Raw genomic sequence first — 16,780 nt, forward strand, 5'->3', positions numbered from 1 at the left:
ATAAATTACGTTATAGTTTCTATCCATTCAAAGTCGACCAGAAAACCTCTCTGCCAGTTTACCATTACGCCAGTACGGTAAAAATCACCTCTTTCAACATCAATTGAGCATGCTTGGGCATAATGGGCTCTTATCATCCCATCTGAGGAGGTCAAAGCAACATTAAAGTAATAGCGACCCTCGATCAGAGGAAATCTTTCTATTTTCAAGCGAACGACAAGATTATCTCCTTGCTGACTAAAAAAAGCCTTCTTAGCTAAACTATTGCAGAGAAACATTGGACTATCGAAATAATCGTACACTGCCAAAGCTATGCTGACTTTTTTTGATGCTCTATTTTTATAGGTCAGCTCAATGAATATATCGTCGCCTGAAAGTACCTTATCTATTTCGCTACCTCCATCGTCCAAAACACGTAAATCTAAAACTTGAATGTCTTTTTCAATATTCTCTCTTTGCAGGATTTTACTACCAGCATTGTTCCTGTTGAATGAGCTGTAGTACGACAATGCTGCAGAGGCAGTTCCATCAAATTCAGCTAATCCATCTCTCATTACTATTCCTCTCTCGCAAAGAGCGCTTACAGCAGCCATGTTGTGACTAACAAACAACACCGTCCTTCCCTCACCTTGGCTCACATCACCCATTTTACTGAGGCATTTCTTTTGAAACTCTGCATCGCCAACCGCCAAGACTTCGTCTACTATTAATGTTTCGGACTCCAAATGCGCCGCCACGGCGAAAGCCAGTCGCACATACATTCCTGAAGAATACCGTTTTACCGGCGTATCTATATACCGCTCAACCCCAGAAAAATTGACAATCTCGTCAAACTTTCTCAAAATCTCTTTTTTCCTCATACCAAGAATAGCGCCATTCAGGAAAATGTTTTCCCGACCTGTAAGCTCTGGGTGAAATCCAGTCCCAACTTCCAGCAAACTCGCCACACGGCCATTAATTTTCACCTTTCCCGAAGTCGGGGAAGTTACCTGAGAAAGGACTTTCAACAAAGTACTTTTCCCAGCACCATTGCGCCCGATAAGGCCCACAACCTCGCCTTGTTCAACCTCAAAATTAATGTTCTTTAAGCTCCATACAATATCGCTTGCTCCTTTTGAAGCTCTATCATTAGTTTCACCAATTTTCAAAAATGGATCCTCCTTGCCCCGTATCAGCATCCACCAGCGATGAATATCTTTAGACAAGGTACCGGTACTGAATTGCCCTAGCTGGTACGCTTTAGAAAGGTTTTCTACTTTTATAGCTAAACTCATCAGATGGTGTCTACAAAGTTCTTCTCAACTCTATTGAAAAATACGACACCAATAAAGAGAGTGCCTAAAGAAATAATTAATGCTATCAACATAGTCTGAAAATTGAATTCACCTTTTCCCAAAAAGCCTAAACGGAATCCTTCAATGACCTGCACAATCGGGTTCCACTCGAAAAAAACTTTGTATCTTTCCGGGACTCGAGAAAGTGGATAAACAACCGTTGTAGAGTACATGAGCAATTGAGTGCCAAATTGCACTAACAGAGCCATGTCTCTGTATTTCGTAGTCAAGGAAGAGACTATCATGCCTAGTCCCATTCCGAATGAAGCCATTATCAAAACCAAAACCGGAAAAATGACTAAATATATCGTTGGTTCTAGTTGTGTGCCAAATACATAGTACCCAAGATACATTAACAGAAACAAGCCAAGTTGCACGCCAAACCTAACAAGATTAGAGATAATAATGCTGAGGGGCATTACCAATCTGGGAAAGTACACTTTGCCGAATATTTTTGCATTAACAGTAAATACGGTTGAAGTTTTTGTTAAGCAATCAGCAAAATAAGTCCAGGCTGTAATACCTGCCAAGTAAAACAAAGGTTTAGGTAATCCATCGGTAGCTATTCCAGCCACTCCACCAAAAATGATGGTGTAAGTAGCCACGGTAAACAGCGGCTGAATGAAGAACCAAAGAGGCCCTAAAATAGTCTGTTTATAGAACGAAATAAAGTCGCGTTTTACAAACATTTTCAGGAGGTCTCGATATCTCCATACGTCCCTTAATTTCAAATCTAGCAGGCCAGATTGTGGTTCAATGACCAAATCCCATTTCTCTTCTTTTTCAATTATTAAAGAACTCATATTTCCCTTTTTACTCCGCCTGGTTCAACACTTTATGACCAGCCTTCATCAAATGCAAATCTCTCTCAAACAATTTTACGTCAGACTCCACCATCTCTTTTACGAGCATATCGAGGGTATATTTAGGTTTCCAACCTAACTTTGTGTTGGATTTAGCGGGGTCTCCAATTAAAAGATCCACTTCCGTAGGTCTGAAATAACGAGGGTCAACCTTTACAAGTACATCCCCTACCTTTGGGCGCGATAAATTCTGATGTATATTCTTCGAATAAACATTCTCATTTATCGAATCAAGTATCCCTATCTCCTCCTCTTCAGCGTTCTTAAAACGAAGCTGAAGCCCCACTTCCTGAAAGGCCATTTTTATAAAATCCCTCACTTTTGTTGTCACGCCAGTGGCGATCACAAAGTCTTCAGGTTTGTCCTGTTGTAGGATGAGCCACATCGCCTCCACATAGTCTTTGGCATGACCCCAATCTCGCCGGGCGTCAAGATTACCTACGTAGAGTTCTTTTTGTAAACCCAAAGCGATCTTCGCCACAGCTCTCGTAATCTTTCTTGTGACAAACGTCTCACCCCTCAATGGAGATTCATGATTAAATAGAATGCCATTACATGCAAACATGTTATAAGCTTCCCTATAGTTGACCGTGATCCAATATCCGTACAACTTTGCAACGGCGTAAGGAGATCTTGGGTAAAAAGGAGTTGTTTCCGACTGAGGCACCTCTTGTACCAGGCCATACAGCTCTGACGTCGACGCCTGGTAAATCTTGGTTTTTGTTTCCAAACCAAGTAAGCGTACAGCTTCCAATATCCTTAAAGTACCTATTCCATCGGCATTGGCGGTGTACTCAGGTGTATCGAAGCTCACTTTTACATGGCTCATGGCTGCCAGGTTGTAAATTTCATCCGGCTGCGTTTCCTTAATAATTCGAGTTAGATTCATCGAATCAGTCATGTCTCCATAATGCAATACCAAGCGTGGATCGTCCACATGAGGATCTTCATATAAATGATCTATTCTGTCAGTATTGAATAGTGACGCCCTTCTTTTAATGCCGTGAACTTTATACCCTTTACTCAGCAGAAGTTCAGCTAAGTATGCGCCGTCCTGGCCAGTGATGCCGGTAATCAATGCAATTTTCATCTCTTCTCTTATCCTTTGGAATACAAAATTATACTATTTTCCAATTCCAGTTCTTTTTCAAATTTTGGCAATTCCTCAAAAGTAAGAATTAACGTCCGTATTTTTCTTTGTATCAAACGCTCGGCTTTCTCGACAAGACCGTCCAAGTACAATTTGTCAATGGAACCTACTACTATTAAGTCAATAAGTCCTGAGTCCTTACCTTTGGCATAATCACCTACCACCCATGCACCGTCCAAATCTCCAATTTTTAAAATGACCTGATCTATTAACCGATCCAATCCAAGGTACTTCGATACTATCCCGGTTATTTCTGGGAAGAGAGGATGCATTTTATTGGCCCTATAAACAATCGTATTTCCCCGCACGTGACTCTCTAAAAATCCAGCTTCTGAGAGTCTGTTTAGTTCGACCCTGACGGCATTAGTAGACTCACCAAACTCTTCAGACAGGCTGCGAAGGTATGCCTGTGTGTTTGAGTTGCTAAAAAACTTTAATAGCAATCTGAGGCGAGTTTTAGATGTGATAAGCGTATCTAACATAAAGACTTATTAATACGCAGCCTCGTAGATAACAAGGATACAGCTTCGCCTCTTCAGTCCCAAAACACTTAGCTAATAACGATAAAATAGCCAAGTACGAGACTCAAGGTAGTTTTAAGGAAAAAACCCAACTCCGAGTAACAAAATTACTCAAACTAGATGTTACATCAAAGTTATTTGAGTTTTCGGCAGCTGTCCCTAGCTAGCTTCTTTGAAATAGGATGTAACAATGGAAAAGAAAACAATTATTCCTCCAACTAGGATTCCAAGCGCGATGTAGATGGTGAGAATTTTGGCCACATTCGGATCGGAGTTTTTAAAAGGCACCGACACTGGTTGGAACTCAGTGAATATAGGGCTCTCATCCTTCAGTTGAATTTTCTTTTGTTCCAATTCTTGGGCAAGTTTGCTATATATTGAAAACGCCAAGCTATACTCTGCCTGTAGTTGCTCCTCTTTTGTCCTAGCGGTTTGGGTTACCATACCTTGGTTGGAGTCCCTAAATGAGGCTAACCGAAGCTGTGCACTTTTGAATTTGTCCTCAGCTTCTTTTGCTCTTTCTTCCACAAATTCAAGATTCTGTCGTTGCTTATCAGTTTTATAGCCAGTAACATAGTCAATAATCTTCATCCTAACTATATTGTTCAGTTGGGCAGCGATATAAGGCTCAGGCATTTTCACTTTTATTGTGATAATCTTACCTACTGGCTCAATCGTTATTCTGGAAGCCAGTTCCTTCATGACATATTCCTGATTTCTTGAAATACTAAGAATGGGCAAGGCCTTCAAATCGGCAACAGAGTCTTTCTGGAAGCGAGCTATGGGAACCACATCTTCCGGTAGCGCCCATTCCTTTTTTTTTTCGAAAAGCGAAAAAAATCTCCCCGGAAATCCTATCAAAAGATCAAAAGTTTTTGTGAAAATATGGCCTGGTCGTTCCTCCGAAAAATACTCAAACAGGGAAAGTTCGGCCGCCTTTTCCTGAAAGTAAAAGCGCTCGTCCATAAGACCCAACAAAAATGGTTGACTACTAACAATCGTTGGATACATCGCAGGGCCAAGACCCTGGGCGGCTCCGCTTTCCGGCAGGGAAATGCCAGCCAAACCGGCTAAACCTCCCAAACCACTCAACCCGGAACGTCCCGAAGAATTATCTTCCGAAAGAATCTGTACCTCGGCCTCATATTCAACAGGAGAGGTGATCACTATTAATACTCCTATCAGAAAAAAAACACCTAACGATACAAACATGAATGTCTTTCGGTCGGTAAAAAGCCGCACCAAATCCAGAAGTGATATTTCTTCTTCCGAAAAAATCTCTTTTGCGCTTTTACTTTTCGACGTGTCTGTTGACATCACTTAAAAAACTTTATTAGAAAGAAGAATATAAAGCGAGACGGCGCTCGTCATTAGCGTTATTAACTCGCCGTAACTCAACCTTTGTCGCTGTGGTGCCAGAGGCACAATTATTTCTGCACCTGGCTCAATGGTTGGGTAGTTAGGTACGAACAAAAAACTTCTGGTTCTTTTTACATTGCCATTAGCATAAATAACATAAGATTTTCTTTTGCTGGCTTGATCCGAAAAGCCCCCAGCATTGGTAATATAGTCTTTGAATCCTCTCCTTTTGTCAAATCTTGTCGTCGTAGGATAGAGAACCTCACCTCGCAAGCGCACCGTTTGAAGCTCTTTCGGCACTGCAATGACGTCTCCTTCCTGAAGGATCAGATCAAATTTGGAGCCCGGACTGGCCATTATTTGATCAAGGTTTATCCCCACAAGCTCGGTTTCTTTTATTGTTTTCGCATTGGTTTGCGATACATCAGATAATAAATCAAGCTTAAATTGCGTTGCCTCTGCCTCAGTTCCCTCTAACTGTTGCTTAGCAATTTCTTCTTGCCCATCCTTAATTTTCTGATCGATCCTCTCCAAAAGAAGTTTCTCTGATGCTGGATTATCAATCCCCGCCCTTTCAGTATTAGTCTTCAATTCGAGCAGGCTTTCGACAACTTCTTCATCCGGGTTTGGTTTGTTATAAAACTCGGTTCGCCTCACTAAGGTGCCACCGCGTGGATAGGCAAATTGATTCAATCCTCCAGCCCTTTTCACCAGGTCAGATATCCTCATCGTCGCATTTTCCAGCGCATAGGTTCCAGGGTAATTGACCTCACCGTCGATAGACACAAGTTTTTGTTCACGATAACCTGGGCTCCTCCTGACAAAGATATGATCAAACGGTTGAAGGATGACCGACTGATCCTCGTCTGAAAGCTCCAGGTTCTTCGGTATAGATAACGTAAAAATTTGCGCTATTTTACCTGTCTGGTCGTCCTTCACTCTTCGGGCAATCTCGATTGACGCACTTGAAGCAGCTTCTTTAAATCCACCTGCTCTCAAAATTAAGTCTCCAACCGTAAGACCGACTGCATAAGGAAAAACTCCGGTATGGTTAACCTCACCAGAAATTTGCACATAAAACTCCTGACGAACGTCATACCGACTCGGGATGTTAATGATATCCTCATTTCTGAGCACAACATCAGGAGCACTACCGTCCAATACAGCTTTTAAGTCAATGGCCTGGGCTTCAAGTGTAAAGTCTTGAGAGGTTCTGTAAATAGTAGCCCGAGAAAGAAATGCGTCACCTTGGATGCCTCCTGCGGTGTTGATCAGCTCCGTTAGAGTCATTGATTCGATAAGCTCGTACTCGCCAGGCCTGATCACAGACCCGGAAACCTGTACCCTGTTGCTGAAACGATCTATAATTTCGCCAATCAGATACTCGTCACCATCCAAGGGTTGAAAACTGCGGTAGTCGGGCTGAAGTATCGTTTCTACTTTCCTCTGGATCGCTGTATTTCGTCTCACCGAAATAAGCTGTTGATAAGCCTTGTTAGTAAAGCCCCCTGCAAAATAAAGCACACTACTTAAAGACTCCCCTTTCTTTACCTCAAAAAGACCTGGTGTTCTGACCTCTCCTATTATTTCAACCCGCCTATCAATGGGCCTGACGAGAATCACATCATTGTCTTGTAGCATGACGTTTTTGCTTTCCTCACCATTTGTCAGAAATTCGTAAATATCAACATCCGACACCAGTTTGCCGGATCTGTAAATATGAATATTTCGGAAGGTTCCTTTCGTTGTTGGTCCCCCCGCGGCATATAAAGCATTGAAGACTGTGGCAAAAGAAGGCAGCGTGTAAGTTCCCGGATTTTGCAATTCACCAACAATATTCACTTTAATCGTACGAATATTCCCGATAGTAACGGAAAGAAAAGTATTAGGTTGTGAGCCTCGCAGGCCAGAAAACCTTTTGCTTAGCTGTTCTTTCAACAAGGCAGAAACAGCATCTATTGAAAAGCCTCCAACATGGATGAGCCCAATCGTGGGAATATTGATCTTACCCTCTGGCGATATAGTTAACGTATAGCTCTCCTGCGCTACTCCGTATACTTGAATAATCAACTGATCACTAGGGCCAACTACATAATTGTGTGGAGTTGCCATATTGAAATTAGGCGAGAAGTTCAGGCTCTTGTTATGGAAGGTAGAGTAGCCAAATATTTTTCTTTCGATGTCTGTTAAACCTAATCGCAATGAATCTCTCGCCCCTATTGACTCGAATAGCCCCTCGCCCTGGGATGGGCTGGATTGCCTCAATTGGCTGCCTTGAACAACTGCCCCACTATTTTGCGTTTGAGATTGATATAAAGTCCCCAACTGGCTTATTCTTTGGCGAAGCTTATTGACCTCTATTGCTGGCATTCCTTTTTGCTGAGCCAGCGTATATAGCTGTTGTTCGGATACACCTGAAGCCTGTGCTTTACTGAGCAATTGGCGAATTTGAGCGTCTGTCAATTGATCAACTTTCACTGTCGCAATATTTTGCAGCGACTGTGCCTCGGCTGGCTGACCGCTTATCAAAAGAGTCAAAAGGCAAAAAAGGACAGATATAAAATGCTTTCTCAACATCGCTGTGACAATACTAGTACTCATATGTTCTCTAAAGCTTTTTTTGTGGATATTTGTCGATGTTGAAATATTTTTACTTCCATGGCGGCATTTGAAGTTGCAAATATATGGAATTAAACCTAGCAAGAACAACTGCGTGGCCAATTGGCCGAGTTGTCAAAGGCCTTTTTGATCGTTATCATCTGAGTAAGACCAAGCTAATTTATATTTTTCAACAAACTAAAAATCTGTAGCTTCAATACTTATTCAAAAGTTTCAACTGAAAAGAATAGTGAAGGTATTGACCGCTAAAAAACGTTATTTGTCGTCAACTAGCATAACTGTTTGAAGCATAATTCTGCCATGAAAAGGAATTACCTTTACAACCTTCTTTTTTCCTTATCTAATATACTGTTCCCTGTCATTACCTTTCCATATGTGTCTCGGGTATTAGGCCCTGAGGGTATCGGAAAAGTTCAATTTGTGGTTTCCTTTGCCCAATATTTTACTTTAATGGCTGCCTTAGGAATCCCCATTTATGGGATTCAGGCGATTGCTGCTGCCAAAAATGACCAAGCGCAACTCACAAAGGTCTTCTCAGAGCTGACGGTTATTTCTTTACTTACAGGCTTCATTCTGAGCATCACCTACCTTATAGTTATATTTTCCTTTTCATTTTTTGAAGAGAACATCAACCTATTTCTTTTTGCCGGGATAATAATTTTGCTAAACTTTACTTCTATTGAATGGCTCTACTCGGGGCTGGAAGAATTTAAGACCATAGCTATCCGCTCTTTGTCAATAAAGTTATTGTCGCTTGTTCTTTTGTTTGCTTTTGTAAAAACGAAAGATGACTATTTGAGCTATCTGCTGGTGGTGCTGTTCACAATTCAAGGCAGTCACTTTTTCAATGTCATTTTGGCATCCGGCAGGACTGGGCTCACTCTCAAGGGCCTTCAGCTAAAAAAACACCTCAAACCTTTAACCTACATCTTCAGCACCACAATAGCTGGCAGTATGTATACCATACTTGACACCGTTCTGCTGGGTTTTTTGGCTGACGATTCATCTGTCGGGTTTTATACGGCCGCTGTGAAACTCAATAGAATCACTTTGCCAATTATAACGTCTTTGGGTGTCGTACTTATTCCACAAATCGCCAGAAATTTTAGCGAACAAAAGCTCTCCGAGGCTAATCTGCTGATAAAAAAAGATTTTCATTTTGTCGCTCTTTTTACCATCCCCATTGCTATGGGCTTATGTCTATTAGCGCCACAATTCATCGAGGCCTTTTCAGGCAGGGACTTCCTACCCGCCGTCTCAAGCATGCAGGTTCTAGCTCTATTACCCGTTTTCGTTGGGTTGGGCCACCTATTCGTGTTTGTAATTCTAGTGCCAGCCGGTTATCATAAGGAGGCATTTTATTCTATGAGCCTTGGAGTGGCCATTTGTTTCCTTTTAAATTTTCTTTTGGTTCCTTCGATGTCAGAACTAGGCGCTGCGGTAGCCAATGTTTGTACTGAGCTTGCTGTTACTTGTTCCTACTTTTACTTCATAAGGAAACATTTTTCTCTGTCTTTTGAGTGGATACTTTATTTGAAATCTTTTGCTATATCGCTAGCGTTTATTCCGATTGTGAATTATATCAATTCATTGGAACTTGACCTCCCGATTACATTGGTCATCGCCGTCGCATGCTGTGCCTTCTTTTATTTGCTGTGCCAACTTATCCTTTTTAAGGATCGTCTAATTACAAACGGCATACATAGTCTTAAACAACGTTTCCTTTAGTTTGAAATGACACACAATCCACACCCAAAAGTTGGTATTTCAGTGGCAATAGCCACTTTCAATGGCGGTAAATTTCTCCGGGAACAAATTCAATCAATTCTCGATCAGGAAGTGAAGCCCGAAGAAATCATTGTTTGCGATGATCGGTCCACCGATGACACCGCGGAAATTCTGGAGTCGTTTCAAAAGTTAGGTCTCGTGAAGTATTTCGTGAATGATCAGAATCTTGGTGTTACTGCTAATTTCAAAAAAGCGGCGTCCCTTGTTAACCCCCAAAACTACCTGGCTCTCTCTGATCAGGATGATGTCTGGCTGCCAAACAAGCTCAAATCACTTATCGACGAACTCGAAAAGATTGACGAAGGAAAAGAGCCAACGATCGTCTACTCCGATATGATCGTGATGGATTCAGAGAAAAACATTATCAACACTTCCGTTTGGAATGAATTGTCCTCTGACACTTATCACAGATGTTTTGAAACGTTGTTATTCGGAAATTTTGTGCATGGATGTACCGTACTCATGAATCAAGTAATGCGAAGGCTATTTGTTGAAACTCCTGACCACGCACTCTCTCATGACTATTGGTTAGCACTGATCGCGTATTCTTTTGGACGGGTGTCTGCCGTAAAAAAGCCACTGGTTCTTTATAGGAAACATGGAAACAATGTATCATATGCCCCCGATCATCGACGCCTGACGAAACTAGAGAGAAGGATGAACAACCTCAAAAAGCTGTTTCAGCGAGATGATTATATGCACCAGGAAATTGAAATGGCAAAGCTATTTGAAAACGTTTTTGGTGAGCTCCTTAGCAAGGAACAACTCATAGCAGTCGGGAAGTTTAAAAAACTATCCGGACGGCTTTTTATCGAAAAGAAATGGGGACTACATAAAGCTTTCAGAAAATACTGGTTGACCTAGTTTTTCTGATGTTTGAAAAGGTAAGTACAAGATATGCTGGCATGCAAATTATTAACATCTCTCCCGGCTATAAACCATGGTCCACCAGGGGTGTTTACCAATTGCCACTGGTAGTTGAGGGAGCGTGTGTACACCACCTGGCCTGCGAGCACGAAGCTGCTGAGCCTCCACGACGCATCCAGCCCTATAGTATAGTCTACCCAGTGCCGTCTAAAGTCTCCATAGTCAGAATAGTCAAAAATATAGTAATCATTATTATTCACGAGGCGCTCCATGAAAAGCGCCACACGGTTTAGAGATCTACCCCTTGCTATTTGCAAATACTGCGAATTGCTCCCGGGTCCAATCGTCGCCCCAAGTAGTTCACCCCTCTGCGTATACCCCTGGCGCACATAGTCGCCCAAATACCAACTTTGCGCCTGAAAAATGCCGGCTTTTTGCGTTTGCTCAAGTTGAGTGAGCTCCACATCAACTTGCCAATAAACGTCTTTCTCTTTCAAAAACATTTTTGATAAGCCAACAGTGACGCCTCTGTTCTTTTCCGGCTGCTCAAGCCATTGCCGCAAAGTTTTCCTTTTCCCATGGGAGCCAAATTCAGCGTAAACCTCCGCATGTTCTTTATTAAACACCCACCTCACATACCCGGAAGATTGCTGCTGGGAGGGAGATCGGCCAATTTGCACTGAAGCTATCGGGTCATCTTTCGGGACAAAAAAGGGCACGTAATCTACCAATTGCTTCAAATCGGAATAGTACAACTGCTTGGTTTTGCTGAACCCGACGAATAAACCTTTGACCCAAATTGGTTGCCACACAAAGTTGATGCCGGACAAGTAACGCCATTTGTTTTTTTTGGGGTAATAAAGTTGATTGGAAAGATACTTTCGTTCAGGCTCGGGGGGAGTTCCTCCGCTGTTTATAAGGTTTCCAGCTATGAGCTGGCCTTCCAGTCCACCTATTTTTGTTTTAACAGGCGAGCTTGTGCGAAGCGTTAGGTGTGCAAATCCCCTGGCATTATTACTCATGATAAGCGCATTGCGCTTTGAAGGGCCCCACCAAAGATTTTCTGTAGAAACCGCAACAGCCAACTTTCCAAAACTATATTGAACGTTGGACTGCCCCGGTAGTAAACTCTTGTACTTCGCTGGCCCAATCACTTCCGGCTGATCGATTTTGTTCCACCAAACATACCTCCTCACCCAGTTAATGTCGTACTGGATGTCTGGATAGCCTTGGTAATTCTTATTTGCCGCATACTGCCATTCAGGGCGAAGTTGCATACTAAATCCCCGATATTTTAAGAACACCCCTGCGCTGATAATATTCTGTGCTCCGACGGCAGGGAGCATTGTTCCGTCATTTCTGCTGTAGGGTGTAAAGGAATTGTACGAAAACCTGTTTAAAAGCGGAAGGAGACTGATCTGCAAATGACCTGGAGCGCTAGAGCCATTTAAACGCAGCGAGTTATCGAATGGTAAGTTTAATGAATCGAGATAACGCGAATCTATCGGCCGGCTGGCAAACGACAAGTCAATTTCCGCATTGCCGGCAAGCTGCTCCCGACGTAACAATTCCTCAAAAGGTTCAAACCCGGAAGCAGGCAGCGTTTGTCCAAACGACAATTTCGTGAGCAGCAAATACGCTACCAGTTGAAAGAAACTCCTACTTTTCATTTGATTGCGAAGGAATGGTGTAGAATAATTGCACGTTTGAAAAAAGGTTGAATTTGTATTCACCGGCTGGCAACACCCGGTCTGGCGAGGTGAACGAGTACTTCCATTGGTAATTCAGGGAATTAACGAATGACATATTGCTTGAGATTAGCAAACGACTGCCGACTTGCTTGTTAAAAAGCAAACCAAATGACAAATCGATCCATGGACGGCGGTTGGCATCAGCATTGGCAAGTCGTCTATAAAAGCCGTTGTTATTGACCTTTCGGGTGATCAATAGGCCCACCTTGTCCAGTGCCCTTACCCAGCTCACCTCTAGAGATTGCGAGTCACTGCCAGGGCCAATACCAGCCCCAATGACCTGACCCTTATTAGTATAGCCCTGTCGAACCTGATAGTGGGTATACCAATTGAGAGCATCAATTATCACGTAGTTCACACTTTGTTCAAGCTGTGTGACTTCAAAGTTAAATTGAATATTACTGTCGTTTATAATTGGGAAGTCTATCAGTTTAGAAAATCCATATAGGAATGCTCTTGAGTGATCAAGGGAAACTAACAAAGCCCTTGGATTATAGGGAGCATCATTTCTACCAAACTCAAAGTAGACTTCGGCGTTGGCTTTCTTCCAAACCCACCTTCCAAAAATCGACAACAGAAAATCCCTATTATACAAATCATCTGCGAAGTTGTCTTTCTTCCGGAATAAGTTGCCAAATACAGGAAAATATTGCCCAAGCTTCTTTGTATCGCTGAAATATTGTTGCGCCACCTTCGCAATACCAACCGAAAGACCGGGTACCCATTTAGGATGGTAGTTGACTAGCAATCCGCTGAAATATCTCCAGTCGTCAGTTGGAGGATTATAGTACTTAGAGCTAAAGTATCCTGAACCAACGCCCGAAGAAACAAGTTTTCCGACAAATGCTTCACTTTCCAGCGTTCCGATTCCAATATTGATCGGTTTGACCGTCTTTAAGGCCAAATGGACAAAGCCAGGGGCATTATTACTTAATAATAGGGAGTTGTACCTCCCTGGCCCCCAATTGAGATTTTCCGAAGATAGGCCCAGAAATAGCCCCTTGGCATTAATACCTGCAAAAGATTGGCCAAGGGCAAATCTGGCATAATTCCCATTGCCAAATCGATCAGGCTGATCTATTCTGTTGTATTGATAACTATAATAACGTGTCAACAAACTTGCGTTGTCAGTCGGAAAACCTTCGTATTTCAAATTGGCCGCCCAAACAGCTTCTGGGCGAAATTGTGCCTGGAAAATACCGTATTTGAAAAAAAAACCAGCAGTCAAATAAGTCTGATATCCCCTGGCTGGAATCATGAGGCCATCGTTCCAACCATAGGGTGTTGACGTATTGAGTTGATTGGTAAACTGTACCGGTAGAAGTTCAACCCTTCCCTTCCCCTTTCCAAACTCTTTTCGGAAGGAGTTTCCGCTCAGCACTCGAAGGACAGCCGAATCAGCAGTCAATCTGTCCAAGTAAATTGGTCTCAGGTTGAATGAAAGTGTCGAATCCACATGTCCTTTTAATTGTTCCCTTCTCAAAAATTCATGCTGTGGACTGAAGCCCATAGGCAACGACTGACCCTCCACACGTAGGAAGTAGCCAAGTAGGATGATCAGTAACAGCAGATTCACTCGTAGGAACATATGACGACTAGTTTGTTCTTAAAAGAGTGATTTTAAGGTTGTCAAGCGACCAGCTTTCGTCACACTTGTCATTTGTTGGGTGGGTCAGTTCGTCAAAAAACCTGAGATCAGCTTTTGAGGACGTATGCCCAACTGTCCGGGCAATTTTGTAGAGAGTGCTGTTATTACTGAACTGTGTATGCGTGCACCACGCTGGCAAATCTTTTCTAGTCGCTCCAGTCCCAGGATTATTAAATCGCCATCCATTCTCAGGATATGTTTGTTGGGGACAATAAGCAGAGTTGCATAGACCATTTGCAAAAGAAGTATAAACTACTTTTTGCCCATCGATATGCATAAACCACAAGTCAGGTCCGTACTCACCGGTAATATTACCATCCCAGGAATCGTGTATCAAAAGGTCAAATGTGATTTGCAAATAATCATGGTCCGGTATTCCATCAAGTTCCAAAGTAAAACCGGACCTAAAAAAATTACCTATTACTTTGCTTCCATTGAACTTCGTCACCTCGCCTCCAGTAATGTTGTCCAAATCCGTTGTCTCAAAATCGTTGAAATAAAGTACAGAGTCTAAGACTACGGCCTGCTCACAGGACAAACCAAAAGAAATAACCAAACTTAATAGAGATGAACAAAATCTTCTGCCTGCTATAACCATCAGTAATACAGCGTGTTTACATCAATTGTTCAAAGACTTGAATATACCTATTTGTCACATAATCCCAGCTATACTTTTCATTTATGCCGTCCACCGAAGATTCCTTCATCGCCTGTGCTAAACTGGGATGGCCTTCCATGTTCTCAATAACCTCGCACACTGATCCCGGCTGTTTCTCAAAAAACAAACCGAATTTTCCTCCTTGCAACATCTCTTGATTGAACTTGGTATTAAGCGCCAATATACAACTACCATAGGCCATTGCTTTCAGCATGGTTGGATTTGTGCCGCCAAACTCATGTCCATGCAAATACACATAGGCATTGTGATACAATTCCGCAAGCTCCTCAGGATCTGTGACATAGCCAGTGAATAAAACCCTGCTATCCTCTTTCCCCATCAGTTTAATATTCTCGGAGTACTCATCTTTGTATGGAACATCGCCAATAATGACGAGTTTTCTCAAAGATTTAGACTGCATGAATCCCTTGATTATTAAGTCTGCATTATTGTCAGGGATAAGACGCCCCACTATCAAGTAATATCCACTGGGCTCTAGTCCCCACTTTTTGATTTTTGATGCGTCTTGAGTCTGTCGGATAGTAGCGCCATAGGCAATCACAATTGAATCCCTTTTGAAAAGTTTGAGGTAAATGTTCCTCATCTCTTCCGAGTCATTGATTATCTGATCGTAAAGCTTGGTTGACAACCAGGAAGCAAAATAAAAGTATCGGGCACCTAATCCCTTCCATTTTGGGCGAAGCCACTCCATCCCATCCACATTAATGGCTGTTTTTTTTCCAAATATTTTCGATATCACTCCAAAAGGCCCATTGGCAGAATTAACAACGAAGATGACATCAACTTTGCTAAAGCAGGCATGTATCATTGAAAAAAAAGAGTGTATGAACTGACTAAGTACCTTCGTTTCTATCGAAGGAAGGTACACTAACTTCACACCATTAACCTGCTTCGGTCGATCCTGAAACAGCGCCTTATGACAATAGACTGTTACTTCAATCCCTCGTTCAACAAGTCGTTCCGACAGTTCCTTTACCAGCGTTTCGTACCCGCTGTATACATAAGGATATCCCCTGGAGCCAATAATCGCTATTTTCATTCCGTTAACCAATCAACTTCCCTTCCTCTGATATCAAAACCAATATTCTTAACGTTCTCATTGGGGCAGAGCCTGATGAAGTAATTTTTTACATTTGTTTCCAAAGACCCACCCATTTACTCTTAAGTTGTGTCACTACGAAAAATGAACACTGTTGTATCAATCGTTTATGTAAATTACAATAGTTCGGCACTTATTGTTGACTCCATTGATTCACTGACAGCTCAGTGCAAAGATGTTCCTTTTGAAGTAATAATTGTCGACAATGCTTCCAAAGTTGAAGAAAAGCTAAAATTGGACTCTTTGAGAATGGAAAGGAATTGGAACAATATTCAAATCATTTACGCTGGTGAGAACCTTGGTTTTGGTAGGGCAAATAATCTTGGGGCTACCAAAGCCATAGGTAAATATTTGTTTTTTCTCAATCCAGATACGCTGATTTGCAACGACGTTGTAAGAATACTTTTTGATTTTCTGGAGTCATCAGGGCCTAAAATAATTGCTTGTGGTGGCTCCCTCCTCACAGCGGACAAAAAGCCTACTTCTTCCTACGGAAATTTACCCGGAATATTCCAGGAGTTGGGAAATATCGGGCTAGGGTTAAGTTTCATCCTTGGCGGCTATTACAAAAGGCATTTGGCAATCAACGCCGCCGTCTATCAGACCACTCCGACAAAAGTACCTTACATCGTTGGTGCCGATATATTTATTTATGCTGATGCCTTTAATGACCTTAATGGATTTGATGAATGCTTCTTTATGTACTACGAGGAAACTGACTTGTTTTATCGACTTTCAAAAAAGAGACTGGATTCTTATATTGTTCCTGATGCTCAGATCATACACCTTGAAGGTGGGGCTGTAAATTCTTTGGCGACAGAAAAGTTTAACCATGCCAAATTTGAAATGCTCCTGGCGAGTAAGATCTATTACTATCGAAAATGGTGGTCAAAATCATCCCTTCCCTTATTTAAGCTAATTTTCCTGCTCCAGATTGTTGTTCAGTTTACCAAAGGCAATATGGGTAGTCAACTCAAGCCTCTACTCAAAAGCTATTTTTCGATAGTTTTAGGAGCAAAATAGAATTGGTTCTATTTCGCTTGACGGGTATCAAAAAGATTCCGTGAATATTAACTCAATACATCTCGGTTTAGAATAGCTT

Annotated in this window: 13 protein-coding genes; 3 read left to right on the plus strand and 10 right to left on the minus strand. The window is 42.1% G+C overall.

What is annotated here, in order from left to right; genetic code table 11:
• Window positions 1-5 precede the first annotated feature (5 nt).
• The 6 genes from AAC052_RS11580 to AAC052_RS11605 all read right to left on the minus strand — a co-directional run bounded on the left by AAC052_RS11580 (window position 6) and on the right by AAC052_RS11605 (window position 7,828).
• Window positions 6-1,277, minus strand: a complete 1,272-nt coding sequence (locus tag AAC052_RS11580) for an ABC transporter ATP-binding protein (protein ID WP_339813679.1) — start codon at window positions 1,275-1,277, stop codon at window positions 6-8.
• A complete protein-coding gene (locus AAC052_RS11585) occupies window positions 1,274-2,137 on the minus strand; it encodes an ABC transporter permease (RefSeq protein WP_339813392.1) in 864 nt (287 codons plus the stop codon). The genes AAC052_RS11580 and AAC052_RS11585 overlap by 4 nt, the downstream gene beginning before the upstream one ends.
• 10 nt (window positions 2,138-2,147) lie before the next feature.
• Window positions 2,148-3,287 (minus strand): GDP-mannose 4,6-dehydratase, encoded by a 1,140-nt coding sequence (gene gmd, locus AAC052_RS11590; RefSeq protein ID WP_339813394.1) that lies wholly within the window; start codon window positions 3,285-3,287, stop codon window positions 2,148-2,150.
• 8 nt (window positions 3,288-3,295) lie between these two features.
• Window positions 3,296-3,829 (minus strand): ArsR family transcriptional regulator, encoded by a 534-nt coding sequence (locus AAC052_RS11595; RefSeq protein ID WP_339813396.1) that lies wholly within the window; start codon window positions 3,827-3,829, stop codon window positions 3,296-3,298.
• Between the two features lie 198 nt (window positions 3,830-4,027).
• Window positions 4,028-5,185, minus strand: coding sequence for a Wzz/FepE/Etk N-terminal domain-containing protein (locus tag AAC052_RS11600; RefSeq protein WP_339813398.1), 1,158 nt, complete (start codon window positions 5,183-5,185; stop codon window positions 4,028-4,030).
• 3 nt (window positions 5,186-5,188) lie between these two features.
• The gene (locus tag AAC052_RS11605; RefSeq protein WP_339813400.1) at window positions 5,189-7,828 is read right to left on the minus strand and encodes an SLBB domain-containing protein; all 2,640 of its coding nucleotides are present in this window, start codon (window positions 7,826-7,828) and stop codon (window positions 5,189-5,191) included.
• Between the two features lie 318 nt (window positions 7,829-8,146).
• Here AAC052_RS11605 and AAC052_RS11610 point away from each other — a divergent pair, with 318 nt between their 5' ends.
• Both AAC052_RS11610 and AAC052_RS11615 read left to right on the plus strand, forming a co-directional pair.
• Window positions 8,147-9,574 (plus strand): flippase, encoded by a 1,428-nt coding sequence (locus AAC052_RS11610; protein ID WP_339813401.1) that lies wholly within the window; start codon window positions 8,147-8,149, stop codon window positions 9,572-9,574.
• Between the two features lie 6 nt (window positions 9,575-9,580).
• On the plus strand, window positions 9,581-10,498 hold the full coding sequence (locus AAC052_RS11615) for a glycosyltransferase family 2 protein (protein WP_339813403.1): 918 nt from the start codon (window positions 9,581-9,583) through the stop codon (window positions 10,496-10,498).
• On the opposite strand, the gene AAC052_RS11620 is transcribed toward AAC052_RS11615, so the two are convergent.
• From AAC052_RS11620 to AAC052_RS11635, 4 genes are read right to left on the minus strand one after another with little or no spacing between them, the layout of a single operon-like run.
• Window positions 10,495-12,171 carry a capsule assembly Wzi family protein gene (locus AAC052_RS11620; protein WP_339813404.1) on the minus strand — a complete coding sequence of 559 codons (1,677 nt, stop codon included), beginning with the start codon at window positions 12,169-12,171 and terminating at the stop codon, window positions 10,495-10,497. The genes AAC052_RS11615 and AAC052_RS11620 overlap by 4 nt on opposite strands.
• The gene (locus AAC052_RS11625) at window positions 12,161-13,840 is read right to left on the minus strand and encodes a capsule assembly Wzi family protein (RefSeq protein WP_339813407.1); all 1,680 of its coding nucleotides are present in this window, start codon (window positions 13,838-13,840) and stop codon (window positions 12,161-12,163) included. The genes AAC052_RS11620 and AAC052_RS11625 overlap by 11 nt, the downstream gene beginning before the upstream one ends.
• A gap of 7 nt (window positions 13,841-13,847) precedes the next feature.
• On the minus strand, window positions 13,848-14,498 hold the full coding sequence (locus AAC052_RS11630; protein WP_339813409.1) for a hypothetical protein: 651 nt from the start codon (window positions 14,496-14,498) through the stop codon (window positions 13,848-13,850).
• Between the two features lie 16 nt (window positions 14,499-14,514).
• The gene (locus AAC052_RS11635) at window positions 14,515-15,618 is read right to left on the minus strand and encodes a DUF1972 domain-containing protein (protein WP_339813411.1); all 1,104 of its coding nucleotides are present in this window, start codon (window positions 15,616-15,618) and stop codon (window positions 14,515-14,517) included.
• 144 nt (window positions 15,619-15,762) lie between these two features.
• On the opposite strand from AAC052_RS11635, the gene AAC052_RS11640 reads away from it, so the two are divergent.
• Complete coding sequence (locus AAC052_RS11640; protein WP_339813414.1) at window positions 15,763-16,701, plus strand: glycosyltransferase family 2 protein; 939 nt, start codon at window positions 15,763-15,765, stop codon at window positions 16,699-16,701.
• Window positions 16,702-16,780 lie beyond the last annotated feature (79 nt).

The organism is uncultured Imperialibacter sp., assembly GCF_963974565.1.
GTDB classification, from domain to species: domain Bacteria; phylum Bacteroidota; class Bacteroidia; order Cytophagales; family Cyclobacteriaceae; genus Imperialibacter; species Imperialibacter roseus.

What these genes read in the sequence shown, in the direction of transcription:
- AAC052_RS11620 (WP_339813404.1), bottom strand. Translation starts at nt 12,171, where the DNA reads ATGAAAAGTAGGAGTTTCTTTCAACTGGTAGCGTATTTGCTGCTCACG.
- AAC052_RS11610 (WP_339813401.1), top strand. Translation starts at nt 8,147, where the DNA reads ATGAAAAGGAATTACCTTTACAACCTTCTTTTTTCCTTATCTAATATA.
- AAC052_RS11630 (WP_339813409.1), bottom strand. Translation starts at nt 14,498, where the DNA reads ATGGTTATAGCAGGCAGAAGATTTTGTTCATCTCTATTAAGTTTGGTT.
- AAC052_RS11635 (WP_339813411.1), bottom strand. Translation starts at nt 15,618, where the DNA reads ATGAAAATAGCGATTATTGGCTCCAGGGGATATCCTTATGTATACAGC.
- AAC052_RS11640 (WP_339813414.1), top strand. Translation starts at nt 15,763, where the DNA reads ATGAACACTGTTGTATCAATCGTTTATGTAAATTACAATAGTTCGGCA.
- AAC052_RS11595 (WP_339813396.1), bottom strand. Translation starts at nt 3,829, where the DNA reads ATGTTAGATACGCTTATCACATCTAAAACTCGCCTCAGATTGCTATTA.
- AAC052_RS11585 (WP_339813392.1), bottom strand. Translation starts at nt 2,137, where the DNA reads ATGAGTTCTTTAATAATTGAAAAAGAAGAGAAATGGGATTTGGTCATT.
- AAC052_RS11625 (WP_339813407.1), bottom strand. Translation starts at nt 13,840, where the DNA reads ATGTTCCTACGAGTGAATCTGCTGTTACTGATCATCCTACTTGGCTAC.
- AAC052_RS11615 (WP_339813403.1), top strand. Translation starts at nt 9,581, where the DNA reads ATGACACACAATCCACACCCAAAAGTTGGTATTTCAGTGGCAATAGCC.
- gmd (WP_339813394.1), bottom strand. Translation starts at nt 3,287, where the DNA reads ATGAAAATTGCATTGATTACCGGCATCACTGGCCAGGACGGCGCATAC.
- AAC052_RS11605 (WP_339813400.1), bottom strand. Translation starts at nt 7,828, where the DNA reads ATGAGTACTAGTATTGTCACAGCGATGTTGAGAAAGCATTTTATATCT.
- AAC052_RS11600 (WP_339813398.1), bottom strand. Translation starts at nt 5,185, where the DNA reads ATGTCAACAGACACGTCGAAAAGTAAAAGCGCAAAAGAGATTTTTTCG.